The organism is Streptomyces sp. NPDC059582 (genome assembly GCF_042735715.1).
Lineage (GTDB): Bacteria > Actinomycetota > Actinomycetes > Streptomycetales > Streptomycetaceae > Streptomyces.
The window spans coordinates 167,836-190,895 of sequence record NZ_JBHWCC010000002.1; the positions used below are offsets into that span (position 1 = coordinate 167,836).

Below are 23,060 nucleotides of genomic sequence, written 5' to 3' on the forward strand. Positions count from 1 at the left end.
TCCGTCGGCACGAGCGGGTCCGTCCTGCGAACTGTCGGTCATGCCGACACGCTAGGCGCGCGTCACTTCGGCGCCGGCCGAAGTGTCCGGGGCGCGCTCCCGTACCGCTGTCTCAGGTCGCGCGCTCCTGCGCGCTGCGCTCCACGCAGAACTCGTTGCCCTCCGGGTCGGCCAGCACCGCCCAGCCCGTGCCGTCCTCGTCGCGACGGTCGTCGACCAGCTGCGCGCCGAGCGCGAGCAGCCGTTCGACCTCCTCGTCGCGGGTGCGGTCCTGCGGCTGGAGGTCCAGGTGGACGCGGTTCTTGACGGTCTTGGCGTCGGGCACGGTGACGAACAGCAGACCCGCGTCCTCGATCAGTGCCTCCGGGTCGCCGGGGTGGTCGTCGGCGTGCAGGGGACGGCCCAGAACCTGGGACCAGGAGCTGCCGAGTGCGTAGGCGTCGGCGCAGTCGATGGTGAGGTGACGGATCGCGGAAGTCATGCGGGGGATTCTCCGGTACGCCTCTGAAGCGGGGCGACGTCCACCCCGTCCCGGTCCAGCCGTACCCGCAGCGCGGGCCCCTGGCTCCAGCGCACCTCCCACTCCCCCGCTCCGCTCCCCCGTACCGACACCAGGCCGGGCAGCGGATCCGGATCCGGCTCGGCGGTGAGCCGGGCCAGGGCCACGAAGAGGCTGTCACCGTCGCCGGTGACGCCGGTGACGCCGGTGAGTCCGGCGGTCAGGCCCACGGCGGGCAGCAGCTCGGCTCGGACCCCCTCGGGCGCCGACCACCCGGTCAGCCGCACCGGCGTGCCGGGTTCCGCGCCCGCCACCAGGTGGGCCCGTACCTCCGCGGCTCCGTGCGCGAGCACGAGGCTCGTGACCCGGGCGCCGGAGGCCGTCGTGTGCCGCGAGGCGGCCCAGCCGTCGCCCACGCCCAGCGGTTCGATGCCGGTGCGGCTCGGATCGTGGCCGACGACCACGCTGTTGTCGTACGACGTCGAGGGCGCCGTCACGGTCGAGTAGGCGAGGCGCGTGTAGTACGGGTCGTAGCGGACGTCCTCGCTGCCGTGGTTGTGCAGCCGGACCAGGCCGTCCGAACGGGTCGACTGCACCAGCCAGTTCGGGGCGGCGACCGGCGTCACCGCGTCGGTCCGCTCCGTCGGCCCGGGCTCCTCGGCCGCCGTCCACACGGCGTGGTCCGGCGGCAGGAGCAGGCCGAGGAAGCCCTTGCTCGCCCAGTACGGGGACGCCGGGCCCGAATAGCCCTGCAGGACGCTCTCGTCGGGACCGTGCCAGCCCAGCGTCAGCAGTCCCCGCTCGTCGACCGCGCCCCGGTCGAGGAAGTACGTCAGCGCGCCCGACGCCAGCCTGCGGGTCTCGCCCGGCGACAGCGGCGTACGGCCGGTCAGCGCGCCCAGCCACAGCGGGGCCGCCGCCGCGAAGCGGTAGGTCAGCGACCGGCCCTGGCGCATCGGGGCGCCGTCGGCGCCGAACAGGCGGGCGTAGTCCTCGAGATGGTGTTCCAGGCGGTCGCCGTAGTGGTCGAGCAGTCGGGTGTCGTCCGCGAGCCAGGCGTGCAGCACCGGATAGAGGTGCATCGCCCAGCCGTTGTAGTAGTCGAACTTGCGTCCGTCACCGTCGGTGTACCAGCCGCCGCCGACGTACCACTCCTCGATGCGTTCCAGTCCGTGGTCGATCGCCTTGCGGGCCGCGTCCGGCTCGTGACCGATCTCCTGGAGGAATCCGCCGACGGTCACCGGGAACAACTCCCAGTTGCAGGGCCAGGCTTCGGCGGTCAGCGCGTCGGCCAGCCAGTCGGCGGCCCGCTGTCGCACGGCGTCGTCCAGGCGGTCCCAGAGCAGCGGGCGCGTCAGCCGCAGGGCGAGCGCGATCGAGGCGGCCTCGACCAGGGGCTGGCCACGGTCGTCGATGCGTGGCCAGCCGCCCGCGGCACCTGCCGCGAGGCCCTCGGCGTAGCGCCCGAGCACGCTCTCGTCGCGCCGGAAGGCGGCCAGCAGCAGCGTACGGGCGTAGCCCTCCAGGCCGTCGGAGAGACGGCCCGACCAGCTCTCGTGGTCGCCGGGCAGGTGGTAGAGGGCACGGTCCTCGGTGGCGTACGGCTCCACCGCGGCGAGCAGAGCGTCGGCGGCCGCCTCCCAGTGGGCGCGGGTGAGGCCGGTACGGGGGCTGAGGGTGCGGTCGGGCGGGGGGAGCCGCATCAGGGGTGTCGTCCTCTCGGCGGGGAACCGGGGCGCCCCGGTCCCGGCGGGGACGCGCCCTGACGTGTGCTCAGGTTCGGGTGCGTCCACTGCCGGGTGTGGTGGCGCCGGTGCGGTCCTCCTGGGTGACGTCGGTGGCGTTCTCCGTCAGGCACAGGGAGCTGCCCCGGCCCACCAGGGAGTAATAGCCGCCGCCCAGGTCCTTGAACCACCACTTCTGGTTGCCGCCGCCGTTGCAGGTGCACTGGCTGACGGCGACGCCCTGCCAGAGGGACTGGTTCGCCACGAAAAGGTGGGGGCACGCCCGGAGGAGGTCGACGGATCGGACGTCGATCTGTTCACCCGGCGGACGGGTGCGGCTGTCGCCGGCCTCTTCGACTAGCGTCGTCGCATGACCAGCGACACCCCCGCCGCCACCGCCGAAACCCTTGCCGAGGCCCTCGCCGGCGGTGTCGTCGTCCTCGACGGCGGGATGTCCAACCAGCTGGAGTCCGCCGGACACGACCTCGGCGACGAGCTCTGGTCGGCCCGGCTGCTCGCCGAACGGCCCGAGGCGATCACCGAGGCGCACCTCGCCTACTTCGAGGCCGGCGCGGACGTGGCGATCACGGCCGGCTACCAGGCCACCTTCGAGGGCTTCGCCCGGCGCGGAATCGGCCGCTACGAGGCGGCCCGGCTGCTCGGGCTGAGTGTGGAGCTGGCCCGCGAGGCGGCCCGGCGGGCCCGCGCCGAGGGCGCGACCCGCGCGCTCTGGGTGGCCGCGTCGGCCGGCCCGTACGGGGCGATGCTGGCGGACGGCTCCGAGTACCGGGGCCGTTACGGCCTGAGCGTCGACGCGCTGGAGCGCTTCCACCGGCCCCGTCTGGAGACCCTGGCCGCCGCCGGACCCGACGTCCTGGCCCTGGAGACGGTCCCCGACACGGACGAGGCCCGGGCGCTTCTGCGGGCGGTGCGCGGGCTCGGCGTGCCGGCCTGGCTGTCGTACTCCGTCGCGGACGGCCGCACGCGCGCCGGGCAGCCGCTGGCGGAGGCCTTCGCCCTGGCCGCCGACGTCGACGAGGTCATCGCGGTCGGTGTGAACTGCTGCGCCCCCGAGGACGTCGACGCGGCCGTCGCGACGGCGGCGCAGGTCACCGGCAAGCCGGTCGTGGCCTACCCCAACAGCGGCGAGGGCTGGAACGCCGAGGCCCGCGCCTGGACGGGCCGCTCCACCTTCGCCCCCGAACAGGTCACGGGGTGGCGGGACTCGGGCGCCCGTCTGATCGGCGGCTGCTGCCGGGTGGGCCCCGAGGCGATCGCGTCGATCGCGAGGACCCTGAATCCGGCATAGTCGCGGAGGACTTGCGTGGCGGCGAACCCGGCACAGTCGCCGGGCACTTGCGCGGCGGCCGGGACGGGCGGATGCCGCGTGCCTTGGCAACCGGGCCGTGTTCGGGCACACATGTGCGGGTACGGGACTCGGTCGAGGAACGGTAACCCCGTCCCGCACCGGGGCAGGATCCTGTCGCGTCCCGGATCGCCTCCGCCGCTGCCCGGGACAGGAACCGGTCGCCTCGCCCCGACCGCCCGGCAGACACGGGAGTGCCCGCATGAGCTCCGGCCCCATCCGCCTCACCCGCCGGGCCCGTACCGCCCTGCGCCCACCGTCCGCCGCACACGTCACCGGCGGATTCTGGGCCGAACGGCGTCGGGTCAACGCCGAGACGAGCATCCCGCGGGGGCCCGCGCAGCTGGAGCGGGCGGGGAATCTCGCCAACCTCCGGGCCGCGGCGAGCGGCCGGGGGGACTTCACCGGGGACTTCCCGTTCCAGGACTCGGATGTGCACAAGTGGCTGGAGGCGGCGTCCTGGCAGCTCGCCGAGCGGCCCGACGACAAGGAAGTCGCCGCGCAGGTGGAGGAGTTGATCCGGCTGCTCGCCTCCGCGCAGGAGGCGGACGGCTACCTCCAGACGTACTACCAGCTGGCCCGGCCCGACAAGCGCTGGCAGGAGCTGGGACGGGGGCACGAGCTGTACTGCGCGGGCCATCTCATCCAGGCCGCGGTGGCGCACCGCCGGGCGACCGGGCAGCTCCGCCTCCTGGCGGTCGCGGTGCGGTTCGCGGTGCATGTCGAGGCGCTCTTCGGCCCGGGCCGGGCCATCGACGGGGTGTGCGGGCATCCGGGCGTCGAGACCGCGCTGGTGGAGCTGTACCGGGAGACCCTCGAGGAACGCTGGCTGGACCTCGCCGCGTACTTCGTGGACCGGCGCGGCCACGGCCTGCTCGCCGCGGACGCCGACCCGCGGCTGGGCAACGCCTACTGGCAGGACCAGGTGCCGGTGCGGGAGGCCCGCACGGTCTCCGGGCACGCCGTACGGCAGTTGTACCTGCTGGCCGGGGTGGCCGACCTGGCCGCCGAGCGGGGCGACCCCGAACTGCGGTCGGCCGCCGAGCGGTTGTGGGAAGCGATGGTGTCCTCCAAGACATACCCGACCGGCGGGCTCGGCGCCCGGCACGACGGCGAGGCGTTCGGCGATCCGCACGAGCTGCCGCCGGACCGGGCCTACGCGGAGACCTGCGCGGCGATCGCCTCGGTCCAGTGGTCCTGGCGGATGGCGCTGCTGACCGGTGAGGCGAAGTACTCCGATCTGGTGGAACGGACCCTCTACAACGGCTTCCTCGCGGGCGTCGGCCTGGACGGCACCCGCTGGCTGTACGTCAACCCGCTCCAGGTGCGCGACGAGTACGAGGGCGCGGGCGCGGCGGACGGGACGGCCCGCCGTACCCCGTGGTTCCGCTGCGCCTGCTGTCCGCCGAACGCGATGCGGCTGCTCGCCGCGCTGCCCCACTACCTGGCGAGCGGGGACCGCGCCGGGCTCCAGCTGCACCAGTACGCCACGGGGGTGTACGAGGCGGGCGGCGGCCGGGTCCGGGTGGCCACCGAGTACCCGTGGGAGGGCCGGATCGCCGTCACCGTCGAGGACGCACCGGCGGACACCGACTGGACGCTCTCCCTGCGGATCCCGTCCTGGTGCGCCGACTTCACGGCGACGGCACCGGACGGCACCGTGACCACGTCGAACGGCGGCGCGACCACCCCGGACGGCGTCACAACCACATCGCACGGCGCCGCGAAGGGCGCTGTGCGCGCGGGCGGCGGTATCGGTGTCACCGGGGGCGGTGGCAGTGGCGGTGGAGTTCCGGCCGCCGTCGGGGTGGGCGCGGGATGGCTGCGGATGCGCCGCCGCTGGCGGTCCGGGGACACGGTCACGCTCGACCTGGACCTCATCCCCCGGCTGGTCCACCCCGACCCGCGCGTGGACGCCGCCCGTGGCTGCGTCGCCCTGGAGCGGGGGCCGCTCGTCTACTGCCTGGAAGGCGTCGACCAGCCGTCCGGCGTCCGCTTCGACGACCTGACACTGCCGTCCGGCTCCGCCCTCGCCGTCCGGCACGATCCGGACCTGCTGGGCGGGGTGCGGGTGATCAGTGCCGACGGACGCCGCCGGAGCGACGGAACCGCCGTACCGCTGACCGCAGTTCCGTACTACGGATGGGCCAACCGGAAGGAGGGTCCGATGCGGGTGTGGATTCCGCAGGGCTGACGTCCGCCGCCCACAGGGCGCGCTCGGCATCCCGTGGGCCGTGGGCGATACGCGGGCTGCCGTCGCCGAACACCTGCACCGGATGCGTGTCGTCCCATGCGGGCCACCCCGGGTCGCCCTCGACGGCGAACCGCACCCAGGCCGCGTGCATCGCGTCGGCCAGCTCCGACGGGGCGCCCTCCCCGGCGAGCTTGCGCGCCTCCGGGACATCTCCGGTGTCGAACACGAAGCCGAGCTCCAGGGCGTGGCAGGCGCCGAGGCCGGCGCGCCGCGACGGCCAGGCGAACTCGTAGACGTACGCCGATCCCGGCCGGGCGTCGGCCAGGCGGTGCAGCGGGATCCGCAGCAGGTGGTCGGTCACGAGCTGGCCGACGATCTCGGCGGTGCCGGCGTCGGGGTGCAGCGCGCGGTAGCCGCGCACCACCTCGCTGCCGCAGCGGCAACGGGCCATGGCCCCGGCCAGCGCGACCGGTCCGAGCCGGTCGACGCGTTCCAGCAGGCCGCCCGGCACCAGCCACAGCCGGTACTCGTCACGGGTCCAGCCCAGCAGCAGGTCGGCGTCCGGGGCGGCGGCCCCCGTCCCGCTGTCACAGAGCGCTTCCAACGGGTCGCGCGGTACGAGGTCGCCGTCGACGACGATCCCGAAGGCCGGCCCGCCCAGCACCGGGCTGCTGAGTCGGCCCACCTCGGCCTGGATCCTGAGCAGCAGCGCGGGGTCGACCGCGGCGAAGGCCTCTGCGGTGGCGGGGATCTTCAGCCGGGTCGCCATCCGGCGCACCACCCGCCGCACCTTCTCCCGGTCGAGGGCCTCGGGCGGCCCGCTCTGCAACACCGCCCGCCTGAAGAGCCCCTGCGCCTGCGGGGCGGCGATCAGCGCGCCGATGCTGATGGCGCCCGCCGACTGCCCGCACAGGGTCACCCGGCCGGGGTCACCGCCGAAGGCCTCGATCGACGCGTGCACCCATTCCAGGGCGGCGAGCTGATCACGCAGGCCGGGGTTGGCGGGGGCATCCGGGAACAGCCCATAGCCTTCCACCCCCAGCCGGTAGTTGACGGAGACGAACACGACGCCGTCCCGGGCGAACGGCCGTCCGTCGTACACGGGCACGGCCGACGAGCCGCGGGTCAGCGCGCCGCCGTGCAGCCACACCAGGACCGGGAGCCTGGCGGCCGGGTCCGGCTCCGGCGTCCAGACGTTCAGGTTGAGGCAGTCCTCGCCCGGGACGACCGGGTCGGACAGGTACTGCGCGAAGGCCTCCGAGTACGGCGGTTTCGGGGCCGTGGGCCCGAAGTCGAGCGCGTCGCGCACCCCGTCCCAGGGCTCGGGCGGTACCGGTGGGCGGAACCTGCGGGGGCCGAAGGGTGGTGCCGCGTACGGGATGCCCCGGAACACCGCGACGCCTCGCTCGTATCTGCCGCGTACCGCCCCGTACGGGGTCCTGACCACGGGGTTCGCCCGGCCTGCCGTCATGTGCCCACCAGCCCTTCGCCGCGCAGATGCACTGGTATGGACAGAGCACCACAGCAGCGCGCGGTATTCCGTCGCACGAGCCCGATACAGAGCCGTTCGGCGTACGCCGGGGCCGTTCGGCGTACACGGTGACCGTCAGCGGCCGCGTGGGTAACCGTTTCCGTGCTCGCGGGCGCACCCCTGTGCCGCAGCCCCCTTCATGGGCCGCTTCACAGGCCCCCTTCCGTCCCTTCCGGTCGATTGACCGGCTATCCGCCCCGACCTACCGTAGAAGGCGCTTTCCGACAACGTTTCCCGCGTCTCCCAGGAGAGTCATGCCCAGCGCCCCGCTGCCCCGGGCCGTGTTCGCCATGGATCCGGTGCACCTCCCGCCGCTCTTCCCGGCGCCCCTCCTGGCCCGGCTCCGGCAGACGGCCGAGATCGACCCCGGTCTCGTCGTACGGGACTTCGCCGACCCCGTCACCGCCCCGGCGCTCGCCGCCGCCGAGGTACTGATCACCGGCTGGGGCTGCCCCCGCCTCGACCCGGACGCCCTGGCCGCGGCACCCCGGCTGCGCACGGTGCTGCACGCCGCCGGCTCCGTGCGCCCGCTGGTCGGCGACGCCCTGTGGGAGCGCGGGATCGCCGTCTCCAGCGCGGTCACCGGCAACGCCCTGCCGGTCGCCGAGTACACGCTCGCGATGATCCTGCTCGCCGGCAAGGACGCGTTCGCCCACCGGGACCGCTTCCGGGCCACCCACGCCCGGCCCTCCCCCGCCGACACCGCGGCCGCCGGCAACCTCGGCCGCCGGATCGGGATCATCGGCGCCTCACGCGTCGGCCGCCGACTGCTCGAACTGCTCCGTCCGTTCGACTTCGAGGTCCTCCTACACGACCCCTATGTGGACACCGCCGAAGCCCACGCGCTCGGCGCCGAGCCGCTCTCGCTGGAGGAGCTGTTGCGCCGGAGCGACATCGTCAGCCTGAACGCCCCCGACCTCCCCGAGACCTACCGCATGCTCGACCGCGCCCGGCTCGCCCTGATCCGGGACGGCGGCGTACTGATCAACACGGCCCGGGGCGCGCTGGTCGACCCCGACGCCCTCACCGACGAGCTGGTCTCGGGCCGGCTGCACGCGGTCCTGGACGTCACCGAACCCGAACCCCTGCCCGCCGCCTCCCCGCTCTACCGGCTCCCCAACGTCTTCCTCACCCCGCACATCGCGGGCTCGCTGGGCAATGAGCTGGAGCGGCTCGGGCGCATCGTCGTGGCGGAGCTGGAACGCCTGGCCACGGGGCTTCCGCTGGCCCACGAGGTACGGCTCGCGGACCTGGCCAGGGTCGCCTGATGTCCACGGCCGGGACCGGACCACGCCGGTACGGGAGCCCCCGGCCGCGACGGGGAAGCGGCACCGGGCCGCGACAGCGGCGAACCTTCTGATCACGACGGCTACGGAGCTCCGCGAGTGAGTCGGCGCGTCATCCGGATGATGGACGGACACCACCCGGAGGCCATCCGCACGGAACTGTCGACCCGTCTGGTGGAACGATCGAGTACGGCTCCGCCGAGGAGCTGAGGACGCCGGCTACACACCCTCCTCCCGCAACCGTGCCCAGGCGTGGGTGTCGAGGCTGTCGTGGGGACCCAGCCGGGAGAGCTCGGTGCCGTCGCGGCCGAAGGCCACGACGGCAGGCCGGACGCCACGGCTGCCCGGCGGCGACATCCAGGCGACGACGAGCCCGCGCCGCTCGGGAGCGTCGAACCGCCGGTTCCCGACCACGTCGAACCGCCGGTTCCCGACGAGAAGGTGGCCGACGTCCCGGCCGAGGTGGATCGTGGCGCAGGCGATCCAGGGGGCCGTCTCGGAGGAGCGCGGAGGGTCGTGCCGGCGGGTGCGGCTGAGCACTCCCCCACCGGCACGGACCTCCATCACGTCGAGACCCACGGGATCGTCCAGGGGGCCGTTTCCGCCGCCCAGATGCCGCCACTGCCCGCCGTACCACTCCAGGAGCGCGGTGTGCTCGCGCGCCCGCGCCGACCGGGGGCGCAGGACGAACCAGACCGCCCCGGCGCCGACGGTGACATCGACATCGGCCGACACCACCGTCAGCACCCGCCGCGGCAGCCACCGCGGCTGCGGGTGGCCCCCCGCCGACACCCGCCGCACCACGCCCGGCAGCAGGGCATCCACCCGGCGCCCCACCCACAAGCTCGCGTCCCAGGCCGACATGCGCCGGTGATACCCGAGGAGCCGAGATGCCAAGCCCGGGGGGCAGGTTCTCGTCACCCACCGCGAAGGCGCCCGCCGGGCAGGCCGACGCGAGTTGCCCTCGTCGGCCGGGGAAGACGACTCCCCGGTGTTCGCCGTGGTGGAGCGTGTCGTCGTCCTCGTCCTCGTCCTCGTCCTCGTCCTCCACAGAGTCGACCGATCCCATGACAATCACGCCTTCGAGACCGACGAGCGCGAGCAGTTGTGCGGCTCCGTCGGCGAGGCCCTCGCGGAGCACGGCGTCGATGTCCACGCGTCGACCGCCCGACACGGGCTCGAACCGTATGAGCTCACGGTCCGATGGCGGGAATGGTGAGCGACATCGGTCAACTACCGCCGCTGTCGGGTACGTCCCGGCTCGCGGCGGCTCCTGTCGCCGTCCGCTCTCCGTCCGCCTCGACCGTCGCAGACCGGTCACGGTGCTGCGGTCGCGCCGAAACCCGATCGGGGTCAATGGACCGTGACGTGCGGCACATGGTGAATTTTTGGGGTCGCCGCCGAGGAAAGCACAGGTCAACGCCTTTCGCACCCTGCGATCCCGCGCAAAGGGGCTCATACGTCCTGTCTCTGTCGAGCAACGAATGCCGACGGCCGCAGCGGACGGGCATGCGTAGGCGCATACTGGAGTCAATGACGAAGCCAGCTGCACCGAAGCGATATCTGCCCACCAGCCCCTTCAAGGCCCCGGTCGCGCCGCCGCCGAGGCATTTCGCCGTGGGTGACCAGGTCACGCACGACATGTACGGACTCGGCCGGGTCATCGGCATCGAGGACGGGATCGCAGTGCTCGTGGACTTCGGTTCGGCGCAGCAGCGGATCTTGAGCCCGTACAGCAAGATGAGCAAGCTGTAGAACCGTCGTGCCCGGTCACGGCACGCCAGGCGCCTTCGTGGCCCTGTACCGATTGGGAGACCTCTCATCGACCTGACCTCGCTGTTCTCCGCCCCGGAAGGGGCGCCCGGCCATGCCGTCGCGGCCTCGCCGCGCCCGGTGACGAACCCCTTCCAGAGCCCGGACTTCGGAGAGGACGAGTCCTTCCTGTTCGAGGATGCGCCCGCGTCCGTCCCGAGCAGGGGTGCGGCTCGGCGCAAGGCCGGCTAGCTCCGACCTGGTGGCCACGCCGGCCACCGTCATGTGACCCGGACCGTTCATGATCGTTTCCCGGGCATGAACCTCACCCCCCGCATCACCGCAGCGCTCGCCCTCGCGGCGGCGATTCTCACCACCCTCACCAGCGCCGGCACCGCCCGGGCCGCCGTCGGCCACGCCGACAGCCGCATCTCCGTCACCGCCCCCGTCGACGAGCCCGAGGACGTCGAGCTCGACGAGGCCGGGCGGCCGGATCTTCGCGAGGACTGACCCAGACGCTCAGCGGAGACGATCCGCCTCGCTCCGCGCGTCAGTCCCCGCGCACCAGACACCGAACGGCCGGGCCCCGCTGAGTGCGGTACCCGGCCGTCGTCACCTGCGGAGCGTGCGTCAGTCGTCGTCCCCGTGCCGTTGCGCCCCGATGAGCGCCTCCACCGTGTCGACGGCACTGCCTTCATGATCACTGCCCGCGGTGCCGCTGCTGCCCTGCTGGACGTTCGCGGCCCGGTCGACCTCGAGGATCGAGTCGGCGTGGGAGTTGTCGATCACGGTGATCAGAGCGCCGCCGGCCGTGGCGGGCGCCGCCGCGGCTCCCAGCAGGGCCACCGCCAGTGCCGCGGCCGTACGCAGTCGCGGCGGACCGGCAGGGCTCACACGCCCACGCCCTCGGGTTCCGACCGCAGCCGGGCGATGTTGCGCTCCAGCAGCTCGGTGGCGGCCTGCACCCCGACCCCGCTCGCGGAGTCCACCGCGGGCAACCGGCCGTCCGCCACCTTGAGGGCGGCGAGCGCGGAGTGCATCGCCTCGTGGGCCGCGAACAGACACGGCGTGCTGTAGATCGCGACGTCGACGGAGAGTTGCGCGAGCTCGGTCAGCGAGAGCCGCGGGGACTTGCCGCCCGCGATCTGGTTGAACAGCAGCGGCTTGTCGCCCACCACGTCACGGATCCGCCGGATCCACTCCACGCTGCGCACCCCGTCCACCAGGACCACGTCCGCGTCCGTGGCCGCCAGCGTCTTGGCCCGGTTCAGGATGTCGTGCTCGTCCGTGGCGTCGGTGCGGGCCACCACGACCATGTCGCGGCGGGTCGCCAGCACCATCTCCAGCTTGGCCAGGTACTCGTGCAACGGCAGCACCTGCTTGCCGTCGGCGTGCCCGCACCGGCGCGGCCGCTTCTGGTCCTCCAGGATCACCCCGGAGGCTCCGATCCGCTCCAGCCCCTCCACCACGTGACAGGCGACCTCGGGGTCGACGTACCCGTCGTCGATGTCCACGAGCAGGTGGTGCCGCGGGAACGCGCCCCGCAGCCGCTGGACGAACGCCATCATGTCCGGCCAGGCGATGAATCCGATGTCCGGCAGCCCGTAGTGCGAGGCCGCGAAGCCGAAGCCGGAGACGAACATCCCGTCGTAGTGGTCGGCCGCGATCGACGCCGAGTACATGTCGTACACGCCGATCAGCGGTGTGGTCCCCGGCCCGGCGATCTGCTCCCGCAGCTTCTTCCCGTACGTCAAGGTCCGCTTCCTCCCATGGTGGTTGAACACGTTGCGCCGTGCGGATCGTCGTGACACGACGCCCTTTGCCAAGACAGGAGGATCTCTATAGCGAGCCAGGACTCTTCCCTTGGACGGGCTTTGCTCACCCCATCGGCGCAAGCGGTTCACCGGAGAAACGTCACGCGTCCGCCAACCGGGCCGCCCAGCCGATCCCGCCGCGCAACTGGGCCCGGAAGTCCGGGTCGAGCCAGGCGGCACAGGAGTGGCCGAGGGCCGTGTAGAAGACCCGGCCGAGCCCCTGCTCCCGGCACCAGACCAGCGGATGGTCGTCGCCCATGCCGCCCCCGGCGTACGACGACTCGTCGGCGCGGGCCAGCACCCGTACCGCGGCACGCGGGTTGGTCCGGAAGTCGTACCACTCGTCGGTGAACTCCCAGACGGCGGGCAGCCGTCGGGTGGCGGGGTGTTCACGGTCCTCGACGACGACCCTGCCCGGCTGGTACTCGGGGTGGCGGGCGAAGCGGGCGCCGAGCAGTTCGCCGTAGTAGGGCCAGTCGTACTCGGTGCAGGCGGCCGCGTGCACGCCCACGAAGCCGCCGCCCGACTCGACGTACCCGGCCAACCGCTCACGGCCGGCCGGGGTCAGGACCTCGCCGCTGGTGGAGAGGAAGACGACGGCCGCGTAGGCGTCCAGGGGCCGTTCGAGGGCGGCGGGGTCCTCGGTGTGGTCCGTCCCGAATCCGCCGAGGGCGCGTACGGCGGCGACGGCGTCGGGGATGGAGTCGTGACGGTAGTCGGTGGTGCGGGTGTACACGAGCAGGCGTGGCAGCGTGGTCATGGCAACCGACCCTATGCGGGTCGGCCGGGGACTCCCGGGGCGTCGTCCACCGGGGCGCGTAGTCTCTGGCGCCATGAATGCCGACGTCCACGTCCCACTGCTGGACCACCTCGTCCTCGCGACGCCCGACCTGGCGGCGACCGTCGCCGAGTTCACCCGGCGTACCGGTGTGACGCCCGTTCCCGGCGGGGTCCATGTCGGGCTCGGCACCCGCAACCATCTGGTCGGTCTGGGCGGCACCGGTTATCTGGAGATCATCGGTCCGGACCCGGAGCAGTCCGCACCGTCGGGTCCGCGTCCCTTCGGCGTCGACGGCCTGACCGGCCCGCGGACGGTCACCTGGGCGATCGCCCCGTCCGACCTGGACGCGACGGTCGCGGCCGCGCGGGCCCGTGGCCACGACCTCGGTGAGGTGCGGGCGATGAGCCGCCGCCGACCCGACGGCACGCTGCTGGAGTGGCGTCTGACCGACGGGGCCGCGGCGCATCCCTCGGGCCCGGTGCCGTTCCTCATCGACTGGGGTGCCTCGGTCCATCCCTCGGCGTCGGGTCTGCCGGTCACTCCTCTGCTGGCACTGTCCGCGACGGCGCCCGACCCGGACGGGATCCGGCCGCTGCTGGCCGCCCTCGGTACGGAGCTCCCGCTCACGAAGGGGCCGGTCGGGATCTCGTTCACGGTGCGCACGCCCCAGGGGCCGGTGACCTTCGGCTGAGCGGCGCGTCCGTTTCGTTCAAGACCGGCGGCCCGGCCGCTGCCTACGGTGGCCTCATGAGTCCACGATTCGATGCCATCGGGCTGGTCGTCGCCGACCTGGCCGCCTCCGTCGCCTTCTACCGCCGGCTCGGGTTCGCGTTCCCCGAAGGGGCCGAGCGGGAGCCGCACGCCGAGGCCGAACTGCCGGGCGGGCTACGGCTGCTGCTCGACACCGAGGACACCGTCCGCTCCTTCCACCCGCAATGGCGGGCGCCGTCCGGGGGGGGCCGGGCCTCGCTGGCGCTGCGCTGCGACGAACCGGGCGAGGTCGACGCCGTGTTCGAGGAGCTGGTGGGCGCCGGGTACCGCGGCGAACTGAAGCCGTGGGACGCCTTCTGGGGGCAGCGCTACGCCGTCGTGCTCGACCCGGACGGCAACGGCGTCGACCTTTTCGCACCGCTACCGCAGTAGCTCGCCCAGCGTCGTACCCGTCAGCTCCCTTACGTCGCGGGCCAGATGGGCCTGGTCGGCGTACCCGGCCCGGGACGCGGTCTCCGCCTGGGAGACGCCGGCCCGGGCCAGGGCGAGGGCCCGTTGCAGGCGCAGGATGCGGGCCAGCGTCTTGGGCCCGTAGCCGAAGGCGGCCAGCGAGCGGCGGTGCAACTGGCGGGCGCCGAGGCCGAGTTCGTCGGCGGTCACAGCGACAGGGCGGCCCGCGTCCAGGGCGGCGACGAGCCGGGCCAGCAGGGGGTCGGGCGGGTCCGTGGCCGCCGCCAGCTCCGACACGATCCCGTCCAGCGCGGCCGCCGGGTCGGTCGCCGCGTCGACCCGCGCGCGCAGGCGCCGTACCGCCGCGGTCGGCCACAGGTCGGCCAGCTCCACGCGCCGGTCGCGCAGTTCGTGCGCGGGGACGCCGAGCAGGACGGGCGCGGCGCCGGGGCCGAAGCGGACCCCCGCCCAGCGCGCGGGGGCGCCTTCGGGGACGTACGGCCGTGTGTCGGGGCCGGCGACCAGCAGCCGGCCCTCGCTCCACAGCAGGTCCATGCAACCGTCGGGCAGCACGGGTCGGGCGCCCGGCGCCGACGGGGTGTTCGTCCACACCACCGCGCCGCTCAGCCGTGCGGGCCGCTCCACGTACACGTGGACCAGGCTACGCCGCCCACGGGTGCGACGGTCCCGCCACGAGCGGCCGAAGCCGTGGACGGGCGCGCAGCCGCGCGACGAGGGAAGCAGAGCCCGGTGGGCCAGGTGCGACGGTCCCGCCGCCGACGCCGTGGACGGGCGCGCAGCCGCGCGACGAGGGAAGCGGGGCCCGGTGGCGCCGCAGCCGCGCCGCCTTGGTGGGCCCGGCCCGCCACCGCAGCCGGGCCGGCGCGCCCTCGGCGTCGGTCTGCCGGGGCGGACGCGGCCGACCCGACGAGCGGACGCGGCCGCCCTCCTCGTCACTTCTCCGCGGGCGGTTCCTGCGTGTGGGCGTTGTTGCCCTTCGGGGGGGTCTTCGCGTGGGTGCGGAGTCGTCCCGTCACGTCCTCCGGGGGCAGGAAGCGGGACCAGCGCTCGGGGAACTCGGACGGCATGTCGGGGTCGTCGGGATCGTCGTAGGCCTCGTCGTCGTAGGTCCGTGCGGCCGTCAGACGGGCGACGTACTCCGCGGCCACCTCCCCCCGCAGCCGTTCGTTGGCCGCGCGGGCGGCGGCGGTCGCGGCGGCCGGCCAGACACGGTCGATCGCGGCGTTGACCGCGGCCCCGACGAGCACGGCGAACGCGGACACACCGATCCACAGCAGGACGGCGACGGCCGCGGCGAGGGAGCCGTAGATCGTCGCGCCCTCGATGGTGCTCTGGAGGTAGATCCGCAGCAGGAAGCTGCCGAGCACCCACATCGCGAGCGCCACCAGGGCCCCCGGCACGTCCTCGATCCACGGGGAGCGCACCGGCACGGACACGTGGTACAGCGTCGTCAGGAAGGCGATGGACAGGACGATCACCACGGGCCAGTAGAGGACCTGCACCACCGTGGTCGACCAGGGCACGATCCGCACCACCGCGTCCGGGCCCGCGACCATCAGCGGCAGCGCGACCGAGCCGATCAGCAGCGCCACGATGAAGAGCAGGAAGGCCATCAGGCGGGTCTTGACGATCCCGCGGACGCCGTCGAGGCCGTACATGACGGTGATGGTGTCGATGAAGACGTTCACCGCGCGGGAGCCGGACCAGAGCGCGAACAGGAACCCGATGGAGATGACGTCGGGGCGGCCGCCCTTCATCACGTCGTCCAGGATCGGCTGGGCGATCTCCGTGACGCCCTTGTCGGACAGCACAGTGCGCGAGGCCTCCAGGATGTTGCTCTCCAGGCCGCTGATGCTGTCGGTGCCGGTCCAGTCGTCGACGTAGCCGAGGAGGCCGATGAGGCTCAGCAGCAGCGGCGGGACGGACAGCAGCGAGAAGAACGCCGCCTCCGCCGCGAGGCCGAGGATGCGGTACTCGATGCAGGAGTTGACGGTGTCCTTGAGAAGCAGCCAGGCGGTCCTGCGCTTGGAGACGTTCCGGTAGAGGGCACGCGCCCGGTGGAGGCGCCCGGACGGGCTCTCGGGTTGCTCGGGAGACTGGCTTACTGGCTGCACGTCCTAACGGTATCCGCCGCGCGAGGCTGCACTCACCCCTGGTCTGACGGTCGGACCGACGGCGCCCGTGGTGTCGCTCCCCTCCCTCGCGCTCCCTCCCGCAGCGCAATGCGGCAGAAATTGATGGGCAACCCACCAGATACCCCAGGTGAAATCGAACCATTTTTCTGTCATGTCCGCGATGGCTGATTTTGTACCCCCGCGAGAACCGGAACCGGCCACGGCACACGTCCCGCCCGTCCGGTGAGTTTCCCGGTGGGAGCGGTGTACGGGTCATCCGCACAACTCGGCGAGCGAATGGATGGCCGATGCGAAATCGCCAATGACTGAAACGCCCTTGACCCGTTCTAAGTGGCTCGAAAGAATTCTCATTGCATTCGTTGCGCGCTCCGAGGACGGCTCGGCGCACACGACACGGGGGACAAGTGGGGTCTCTGACCAGGACCCGATTCAGCCGCGTTACCCGTGACCCACGTGACACCACGTGGGTCATGCCGTGCTGCACCACGCCATTTCACGCACGACCTGTTTCACGCGGCCACTCCACATAGTTATCGAACACATTTTCCGAACATGCTTTGCGAACGATTACCACTCGAACATTCTTGGGGCACACCTATGTCCGGTGCCCCGAATTCTCGCGCCACCGTGGACGCCCGGCGCCATTTCCGCCATATTCCGCTCCGGAGAAATCACCATGCCGGTACCGCATCCGTTGACGCCTGTCGCGCCGCCGCCACTCCTGGGCGACGGCCGGCGCTCCGCCGCGCCGCGGATCGCCGGGGTCGACACCGCCCGGGGGCTCGCCCTGCTCGGCATGTTCTCGGTCCACGTCTTCGGCGCGTTCGGGGACGACGGCTCGCCCACCTGGGCCTGGACGATCGCGGGCGGCCGGTCGTCGGCGGCCTTCGCGCTGATGGCGGGGGTGGGCCTCGCGTTCACCACGGGCGGCCCGCGCCCGGTGACCGGCCCGGCCGCCCGCGGCGCCCGCGCCGCGGTGGCGGCCCGCGCGGCGGTCGTCGGCCTGATCGGACTGCTGCTCGGCTTCGTCTCCCGGGCCGCGGACCTCGACGTGGACGTGATCCTCGCCTGCTACGCCCTGATGTTCCTGCTCGCCCTGCCCCTGCTGGGCCTGCGCCCGCGCACCCTGCTCGCGCTCTCCCTCGCCCTGGCGGTGACCGGCCCGGTCGCCGTGCTGGGACTGGACGGGACGCTGCCGGAACCGGCCTTCGCCGGCGACCCGACGCTCGTGGACCTGTGCACCGATCCGCTGGGGCTGCTCTCCCACCTGCTCGTGTACGGCAACTATCCGGTGCTCGCCTGGACGGCGTACGTCTGCGCGGGGCTCGCCGTCGGGCGACTGGACCTGACCTCGCGGCGGGTCGCGGCCCGGCTGCTCGCCGGCGGACTGGCGCTGGCGGCCACCGCCTGGCTGACCGGGACCGTATGGCTGCTGCGCCTGGGCGGGCTGCGGCACCTGTGGCAGGCCGAGTTCGCGGGCATCCCCTGGCACCGGGCGCGCGACGAGGTGCTGTGGGACGCGCCCGACGGCGCGACCTGGTGGTCGCTCGTCTCCCGCGCCCCGCACTCCACCTCACCGTTCGACATGCTGCACACCCTCGGCTCGGCGGCGGCCCTGCTCGGCGGGGTCCTGCTGCTGACCCGGTCCGCCCCGGTCGCACGAGTGCTCGCGCCGCTCGCGGCGGCGGGCAGCATGCCCCTGACTCTCTACAGCGCCCACGTACTGGTCCTCGCCACGGGCGTGCTGGGCGACTCGCCCGGCCCGCTGTACGCGGCGCTGGCCACGGGCGCCCCGCTCTTCGCCGTCGTATGGCGCCAGGCCCGGGGGCGGGGGCCGCTGGAGACCGTGGTCGCCGCGGCGGCCCGGCGGGCGCGCGCGGCGGTCACTCCCCCGGTCCTCGACCGGCATCAGGCAAGCAGCAGCAAGGAGCACATGTGGTGAGCAAGCCCAGCACCGTCCGGGCCACCGTCGACGAAGGCGTCCTGGCCGAGGTCCTGGCCGGGGTCGTCCGCAGAGATCATGTCCCCGTCGACAGCCACTTCTTCGACGACCTGGGAGCCAACTCCCTGGTCATGGCCCACTTCTGCGCCCGGGTCAGGAAACGGTCCGACCTGCCCGCGGTGTCCATGCGGGACGTCTACGGCCATCCGACGATCCGCAGCCTGGCCGCCGCCCTCGCCCTCGCCCCGGCCGACACCCCCGCCCCGGTCGAGGCCCCCGCTCCACTGCCCGGAAGCACCGGCCGCTATCTGCTGTGCGGCGCGTTCCAGTTCGTCGTCTTCGCGGCGTACTGCCTCATCGTCGGTCTCGTCACCGCCCGCGGCTACACCTGGGTCTCCGACGCCGACTCCGTGATCGGGGTCTATCTGCGCTCGGTGACCTTCGGCGGTGCGGTGTTCGCCGGGGTGTGCACGGTGCCCGTGGTGGCCAAGTGGGTGCTCGTCGGCCGGTGGAAGGAGACCGAGTTCCCGGTCTGGAGCCTGGCCTACGTCCGCTTCTGGACCGTCAAGTCGCTGCTGCACGCCAACCCGATGGTCCTGTTCGCCGGCAGCCCGCTGTACGTTCTCTATCTGCGGGCCCTCGGCGCGCGGATCGGCAAGGGCGTCACCGTCCTCTCCCACTCCGTGCCGGTCTGCACCGACCTGCTGACCGTCGGCTCCGGCACGGTGATCCGCAAGGACTCCTTCTTCCTCTGCTACCAGGCGCACGCCGGCCGGATCCGCACCGGCCCGGTCACCCTCGGCCGGGACGTGTACGTCGGCGAGAAGACCGTCCTGGACATCGGCACCTCGATGGGCGACGGCGCCCAGCTCGGCCACGCCTCCGCGCTCTACGGCGGGGTCGACGTCCCGGCCGGCGAACACCGGCACGGCTCGCCCGCCCAGCGCACGGACGTGGACTACGTACGGGTGCCCGCGGCAACCGTCCGCAAGGGGCGCCGGGCCCTCTACGGCCTCGCGGGGCTGCTCCAGCTGCTCCTGGTGTACATCCCGGTCGCGGTCGGCGGAACGTACCTGCTGTTGCCGCTGGTGCCCGCGCTCGACCGGCTGATCGACCCCGACACCCAGGACCTGGGCACGGCCCGCTTCTACGGGGAGGCCCTCGGCCTGTCCCTGGCGCTCTTCGTGGCCTTCGTGGTCCTCGGCTTCGCCACCGTGTCCCTGGTGCCCCGCCTGCTGAGCCCGCTGCTGCGACCGGACCGCACCTATCCGCTCTACGGTCTGCACTACTCCGTGCAGCGCGCGATCGCCCGGACGTCCAACGCCCGGTTCTTCACCTGGCTGTTCGGCGACAGCTCGTACATCGTGGGGTACCTGCGGGCCATCGGCTACGACCTGTCGCACGTCGAACAGACCGGCTCCAACTTCGGTTCTGAGGTGGTGCACGAGACGCCGCACCTGGTCACCGTCGGCAGCGGCACGATGGTCGCCGACGGGCTGTCGGTCGTGAACGCCGACTTCTCCGCCACGTCCTTCCGTGTCTCGCGCGCCGTCATCGGGCCGAACAACTTCCTCGGCAACCACATCGCCTACCCGGCGGGCGGCCGTACCGGAGCCAACTGTCTGCTGGCGACCAAGGTGATGGTCCCGCTCGACGGCGAGGTCCGCGAGGGCGTCGGACTGCTCGGCTCGCCGAGCTTCGAGATCCCGCGCACGGTGGAGCGCGACACCCGCTTCGACCACTTCCGCGAGGGCGCCGAACTGCGCCGCCGGCTGGCCGCGAAGAACCGTTACAACCTGCGCTCGATGGGGTTGTTCCTGTTCCTGCGGTGGCTGCACTGGTGCCTGCTGACCGTGCTCGGCTTCGCCGCCGTCGACCTGTCCGGCGTCTACGGCGAGGCGGGCGGCCTGCTGATCGGCGCCGCCATGATCCTGGCGCTGATGTTCACCACCGGCTACTGGGCCCTGGTGGAGCGGGTGATCGGCCGGTTCCGGCCGCTGCGGCCGCGGCTGTGCTCGATCTACGACCCGTACTTCTGGTGGCACGAGCGGCTGTGGAAGGTGCCGGACCACCACCTCGCCGTGTTCAACGGAACGCCGTTCAAGAACGTCGTCTGGCGGCTGCTGGGCGTCCGGCTCGGCCGCCGGGTCTTCGACGACGGCTGCTACATCACCGAGCGCACGCTGACGTCCATCGGCGACGACTGCACGCTCGGCGCCCACAGCAAGGTGCAGTCGCACTCCCAGGAGGACGGCACCTTCAAGTCCGAGCACATCACGATCGGCGCCGGCAGCACCCTCGGCACCGGCGCACTCGTGCACTACGGCGTCGCGCTGGGCGACGGCGCCATGCTCGCCGCCGACTCCTTCCTGATGAAGGGCGAGGAGGTACCGCCGCGGGCGCACTGGGGCGGCAATCCCGCGGTGGCCCTGCGCCGCGCCTGACGAGACGGAGAAGAAGGAACGATGGACACGATCCCCAGGTGGACGACCGCCCCGGTGCCGGGCACGGCGACCCACGAAGTACCCCTGCCGCAAGGCGTGCCGACATCCTGGCGCGCACTGCTCGCCGCGCACGCCAAGGTGCTCGCCGCACTGTCCGGCGAGCGCGAGGTGACGACCGGGTTGGTCCCGGCCCGGGGTGAACAGCCGCTTCCGTACCGGCTGTTCACCGGTCCCGGCGCATGGCGGACGCTGATGGACACCGCGGTCGCGGGCGGCGATCCGGGGGCCGAGACGGTACTCGACCCGTACGGCGCCCACGTACCCGCCGACGACACCGTGCTGCACGTGAGCGTGCGCGACGGCATGCTGCGGCTGCGCTATCGCACCGACGTCCTGGACGCCCCGGCCGCCGCCCGCGTCGCCGGCTACCACCTCACCGCCCTCGGCCTGATCGCCGCCGATCCCGACGCCGACCACGACCGGCAGAGCCTGCTCTCCGGGGACGAACGGCGCGTGCAGCTCGACGAGATGGCGGGCCCGCACCGCGAACTCCCGGACCGGCGGGTGCACGAGTTGTTCGAGGAGCGGGTGGCGCTGCACCCGGACGCGATCGCCGCCGTGGAGGGCGAGCGGCAGTGGACGTACCGGGAGCTCGACTCCCGCGCCAACCGGATCGGCCGGGCGCTGCTGGCCCGCGGCCTGCGCCGGGAGGACGTGGTCGGCGTCGTCATGGAACGCGACCTGGACTGGATGGCCGCCGTCCTCGGGGTGCTGAAGGCGGGCGGGGTGTATCTGCCCGTCGAACCGCATTTCCCGGCCGAGCGGATCGCGGCCGTCCTCTCCCGCGCCGGCTGCCGGATCGTCGTCAGTGAGCGGGGCAGCACGGACACCCTCGACAAGGCCGCGGTCGACGCCCCCACCCTCCTGGTCGACACCGCGTGGGCCGAGGGCCACGCCGACACCGCCCTCGGGGTGGACGTCTCCGCCGGTCAACTCGCCTACATCTATTTCACGTCCGGCTCCACCGGCGAGCCCAAGGGCGCGATGTGCGAGCACGCGGGCTTCCTCAACCACATCCTCGCCAAGGTCGACGACCTGGGGATCGGCCCGGGGACGACGGTCGCGCAGACCGCGCCGCAGTGCTTCGACATCTCGCTCTGGCAGCTGCTGGCGGGGCCGGCGGCCGGCGGGCGGACGCTGCTGGTCGGGCAGGACACGATCCTGGACGTGCCCCTGTTCGTGGACACCATCGAGCGTGGCGGCGTCGAGGTGCTCCAGGTCGTGCCGTCGTATCTCGACGCTGTGCTCGCCGAGTTGGAAGAGCGGCCGCGCGAACTGCCGCACCTGGCCTGCGTGTCGGTGACCGGGGAGGCCGTCAAGAAGGAGCTGGTGCAGCGCTGGTTCGCGGCCCGGCCCGGGGTCCGCCTGGTCAACGCGTACGGGCTGACGGAGACGTCGGACGACACCAACCACGAGGTCATGCACGGTGTGCCGGAGCGGGAGCGGGTGCCGCTCGGGCCGCCGATCGCGAACGTGCGCGTGTACGTCGTCGACGGAAATCTCTCGCCCGTGCCGCTCGGGGCGCCCGGCGAGATCGTGTTCTCGGGCGTGTGCGTCGGACGCGGGTACGTCAACGACCCCGAGCGCACCGCGGCCGCGTTCACGGACGACCCGCACCGCCCGGGCGAGCGGCTGTACCGCAGCGGTGACCACGGGCGCTGGCTGCCGGACGGGAAGCTGGAGTTCCTGGGACGGCGCGACAGCCAGGTGAAGGTGAGCGGCTTCCGGATCGAGCTCGGCGAGGTCGAGAACGCGCTGCTGCGGGTGCCCGGTGTCCGGGACGGCGCGGTGGTCGTCGTACGGGGCACGCGGCTGGTGGCGTTCTGCACCGGGTCGCAGCCGGTGGAGGCGCGGGCCGTGCGGGAGCGGCTGGCCGCCTCGCTGCCCGCCTACATGGTCCCGTCGGCCGTCCACTGGCGTGAGCGGCTGCCGTTGACGGCGAACGGCAAGATCGACCGCAGAACCCTGGGCTCGCTCGCCGAGCAACTCGGTGCGGTCGAGGGCGGCCCGGACACGCCGGGCGAGCACCGGATGGCCGCCGCCTGGTCGAAGGTGCTCGGCATCCCGGCCGACCGGATCGGCCGCCTGGACCACTTCTTCGACCGGGGCGGCACCTCGCTGGCCGCCGTGCGGCTGGCGATCGCCCTGGACCGCGCGATCACCCTCAAGGACGTCACCCGCCACCCGGTCCTCGCGGACCTGGCGGTCCTGCTGGAACCACCGGCCTGAGACCCCGACGCCCCCCACTCCCCCCGGCCCGCCGCCAGCTCCACCCTCCTCCGACCCCCTCCTCACCCTGTCCCTCCTCACCCAGCACCACAGCTCATCCGCACCACCGAAAGGAAAACCG

At 73.0% G+C, this 23,060-nt stretch carries 21 protein-coding genes; 11 read left to right on the top strand and 10 right to left on the bottom strand.

Annotation, left to right across the window (positions count from 1 at the left end):
* Window positions 1–112 precede the first annotated feature (112 nt).
* From ACFV0T_RS02840 to ACFV0T_RS02850, 3 genes are all read right to left on the bottom strand, one after another.
* Complete coding sequence (locus ACFV0T_RS02840) at window positions 113–481, bottom strand: VOC family protein (RefSeq protein ID WP_385773695.1); 369 nt, start codon at window positions 479–481, stop codon at window positions 113–115.
* Window positions 478–2,202 carry a DUF2264 domain-containing protein gene (locus ACFV0T_RS02845; protein ID WP_385773697.1) on the bottom strand — a complete coding sequence of 575 codons (1,725 nt, stop codon included), beginning with the start codon at window positions 2,200–2,202 and terminating at the stop codon, window positions 478–480. Before ACFV0T_RS02845 ends, ACFV0T_RS02840 begins: the two co-directional genes overlap by 4 nt.
* 70 nt (window positions 2,203–2,272) lie before the next feature.
* Window positions 2,273–2,488, bottom strand: coding sequence for an RICIN domain-containing protein (locus tag ACFV0T_RS02850; RefSeq protein WP_385773699.1), 216 nt, complete (start codon window positions 2,486–2,488; stop codon window positions 2,273–2,275).
* Window positions 2,489–2,593: 105 nt separating this feature from the next.
* On the opposite strand from ACFV0T_RS02850, the gene mmuM reads away from it, so the two are divergent.
* Both mmuM and ACFV0T_RS02860 read left to right on the top strand, forming a co-directional pair.
* The gene (mmuM, locus tag ACFV0T_RS02855; protein ID WP_385773701.1) at window positions 2,594–3,532 is read left to right on the top strand and encodes a homocysteine S-methyltransferase; all 939 of its coding nucleotides are present in this window, start codon (window positions 2,594–2,596) and stop codon (window positions 3,530–3,532) included.
* Window positions 3,533–3,791: 259 nt separating this feature from the next.
* Window positions 3,792–5,783 (top strand): glycoside hydrolase family 127 protein, encoded by a 1,992-nt coding sequence (locus ACFV0T_RS02860; RefSeq protein WP_385773703.1) that lies wholly within the window; start codon window positions 3,792–3,794, stop codon window positions 5,781–5,783.
* On the opposite strand, the gene ACFV0T_RS02865 is transcribed toward ACFV0T_RS02860, so the two are convergent.
* Window positions 5,665–7,254: a carboxylesterase/lipase family protein gene (locus ACFV0T_RS02865; RefSeq protein ID WP_385773705.1), complete on the bottom strand. Its 1,590-nt coding sequence runs from the start codon at window positions 7,252–7,254 to the stop codon at window positions 5,665–5,667. The genes ACFV0T_RS02860 and ACFV0T_RS02865 overlap by 119 nt on opposite strands.
* 314 nt (window positions 7,255–7,568) lie before the next feature.
* Between ACFV0T_RS02865 and ACFV0T_RS02870 the strand changes: the two genes are divergently transcribed.
* Complete coding sequence (locus ACFV0T_RS02870) at window positions 7,569–8,582, top strand: hydroxyacid dehydrogenase (RefSeq protein ID WP_385773706.1); 1,014 nt, start codon at window positions 7,569–7,571, stop codon at window positions 8,580–8,582.
* A 237-nt stretch (window positions 8,583–8,819) separates the two neighbouring features.
* Here ACFV0T_RS02870 and ACFV0T_RS02875 read toward each other — a convergent pair whose 3' ends face one another.
* Window positions 8,820–9,464 carry a hypothetical protein gene (locus tag ACFV0T_RS02875; protein ID WP_385773708.1) on the bottom strand — a complete coding sequence of 215 codons (645 nt, stop codon included), beginning with the start codon at window positions 9,462–9,464 and terminating at the stop codon, window positions 8,820–8,822.
* A 136-nt stretch (window positions 9,465–9,600) separates the two neighbouring features.
* Between ACFV0T_RS02875 and ACFV0T_RS02880 the strand changes: the two genes are divergently transcribed.
* The 3 genes from ACFV0T_RS02880 to ACFV0T_RS02890 all read left to right on the top strand — a co-directional run bounded on the left by ACFV0T_RS02880 (window position 9,601) and on the right by ACFV0T_RS02890 (window position 10,862).
* Window positions 9,601–9,819 carry a hypothetical protein gene (locus ACFV0T_RS02880; RefSeq protein ID WP_385773710.1) on the top strand — a complete coding sequence of 73 codons (219 nt, stop codon included), beginning with the start codon at window positions 9,601–9,603 and terminating at the stop codon, window positions 9,817–9,819.
* A 314-nt stretch (window positions 9,820–10,133) separates the two neighbouring features.
* Window positions 10,134–10,355, top strand: coding sequence for a hypothetical protein (locus ACFV0T_RS02885; RefSeq protein ID WP_385773712.1), 222 nt, complete (start codon window positions 10,134–10,136; stop codon window positions 10,353–10,355).
* A gap of 315 nt (window positions 10,356–10,670) precedes the next feature.
* On the top strand, window positions 10,671–10,862 hold the full coding sequence (locus ACFV0T_RS02890; RefSeq protein ID WP_385773714.1) for a hypothetical protein: 192 nt from the start codon (window positions 10,671–10,673) through the stop codon (window positions 10,860–10,862).
* A 120-nt stretch (window positions 10,863–10,982) separates the two neighbouring features.
* Here ACFV0T_RS02890 and ACFV0T_RS02895 read toward each other — a convergent pair whose 3' ends face one another.
* The 3 genes from ACFV0T_RS02895 to ACFV0T_RS02905 form a co-directional block, all read right to left on the bottom strand.
* A complete protein-coding gene (locus ACFV0T_RS02895) occupies window positions 10,983–11,246 on the bottom strand; it encodes a hypothetical protein (protein ID WP_385773716.1) in 264 nt (87 codons plus the stop codon).
* Complete coding sequence (locus ACFV0T_RS02900; RefSeq protein WP_385773718.1) at window positions 11,243–12,106, bottom strand: oxaloacetate decarboxylase; 864 nt, start codon at window positions 12,104–12,106, stop codon at window positions 11,243–11,245. Before ACFV0T_RS02900 ends, ACFV0T_RS02895 begins: the two co-directional genes overlap by 4 nt.
* A 160-nt stretch (window positions 12,107–12,266) precedes the next feature.
* Complete coding sequence (locus ACFV0T_RS02905; RefSeq protein ID WP_385773720.1) at window positions 12,267–12,926, bottom strand: ThuA domain-containing protein; 660 nt, start codon at window positions 12,924–12,926, stop codon at window positions 12,267–12,269.
* Between the two features lie 73 nt (window positions 12,927–12,999).
* Here ACFV0T_RS02905 and ACFV0T_RS02910 point away from each other — a divergent pair, with 73 nt between their 5' ends.
* Together ACFV0T_RS02910 and ACFV0T_RS02915 are read left to right on the top strand one after the other, a co-directional pair.
* Window positions 13,000–13,638 carry a VOC family protein gene (locus ACFV0T_RS02910; RefSeq protein WP_385773722.1) on the top strand — a complete coding sequence of 213 codons (639 nt, stop codon included), beginning with the start codon at window positions 13,000–13,002 and terminating at the stop codon, window positions 13,636–13,638.
* Between the two features lie 56 nt (window positions 13,639–13,694).
* Window positions 13,695–14,090 carry a VOC family protein gene (locus ACFV0T_RS02915; RefSeq protein WP_385773724.1) on the top strand — a complete coding sequence of 132 codons (396 nt, stop codon included), beginning with the start codon at window positions 13,695–13,697 and terminating at the stop codon, window positions 14,088–14,090.
* Here ACFV0T_RS02915 and ACFV0T_RS02920 read toward each other — a convergent pair.
* On the bottom strand, window positions 14,079–14,759 hold the full coding sequence (locus ACFV0T_RS02920) for a helix-turn-helix domain-containing protein (RefSeq protein ID WP_385773726.1): 681 nt from the start codon (window positions 14,757–14,759) through the stop codon (window positions 14,079–14,081). The genes ACFV0T_RS02915 and ACFV0T_RS02920 overlap by 12 nt on opposite strands.
* Before the next feature lie 302 nt (window positions 14,760–15,061).
* Window positions 15,062–16,243: a YihY/virulence factor BrkB family protein gene (locus tag ACFV0T_RS02925; RefSeq protein ID WP_385773728.1), complete on the bottom strand. Its 1,182-nt coding sequence runs from the start codon at window positions 16,241–16,243 to the stop codon at window positions 15,062–15,064.
* 697 nt (window positions 16,244–16,940) lie between these two features.
* Here ACFV0T_RS02925 and ACFV0T_RS02930 point away from each other — a divergent pair.
* Genes ACFV0T_RS02930 through ACFV0T_RS02940 form a run of 3 tightly spaced genes read left to right on the top strand, consistent with a single transcriptional unit; the run spans window position 16,941 to window position 22,939 of the window.
* Window positions 16,941–18,206, top strand: a complete 1,266-nt coding sequence (locus ACFV0T_RS02930; protein WP_385773730.1) for a heparan-alpha-glucosaminide N-acetyltransferase domain-containing protein — start codon at window positions 16,941–16,943, stop codon at window positions 18,204–18,206.
* Window positions 18,203–20,650 (top strand): Pls/PosA family non-ribosomal peptide synthetase, encoded by a 2,448-nt coding sequence (locus tag ACFV0T_RS02935; RefSeq protein WP_385773731.1) that lies wholly within the window; start codon window positions 18,203–18,205, stop codon window positions 20,648–20,650. Before ACFV0T_RS02930 ends, ACFV0T_RS02935 begins: the two co-directional genes overlap by 4 nt.
* Before the next feature lie 21 nt (window positions 20,651–20,671).
* The gene (locus ACFV0T_RS02940; protein ID WP_385773733.1) at window positions 20,672–22,939 is read left to right on the top strand and encodes an amino acid adenylation domain-containing protein; all 2,268 of its coding nucleotides are present in this window, start codon (window positions 20,672–20,674) and stop codon (window positions 22,937–22,939) included.
* Window positions 22,940–23,060 lie beyond the last annotated feature (121 nt).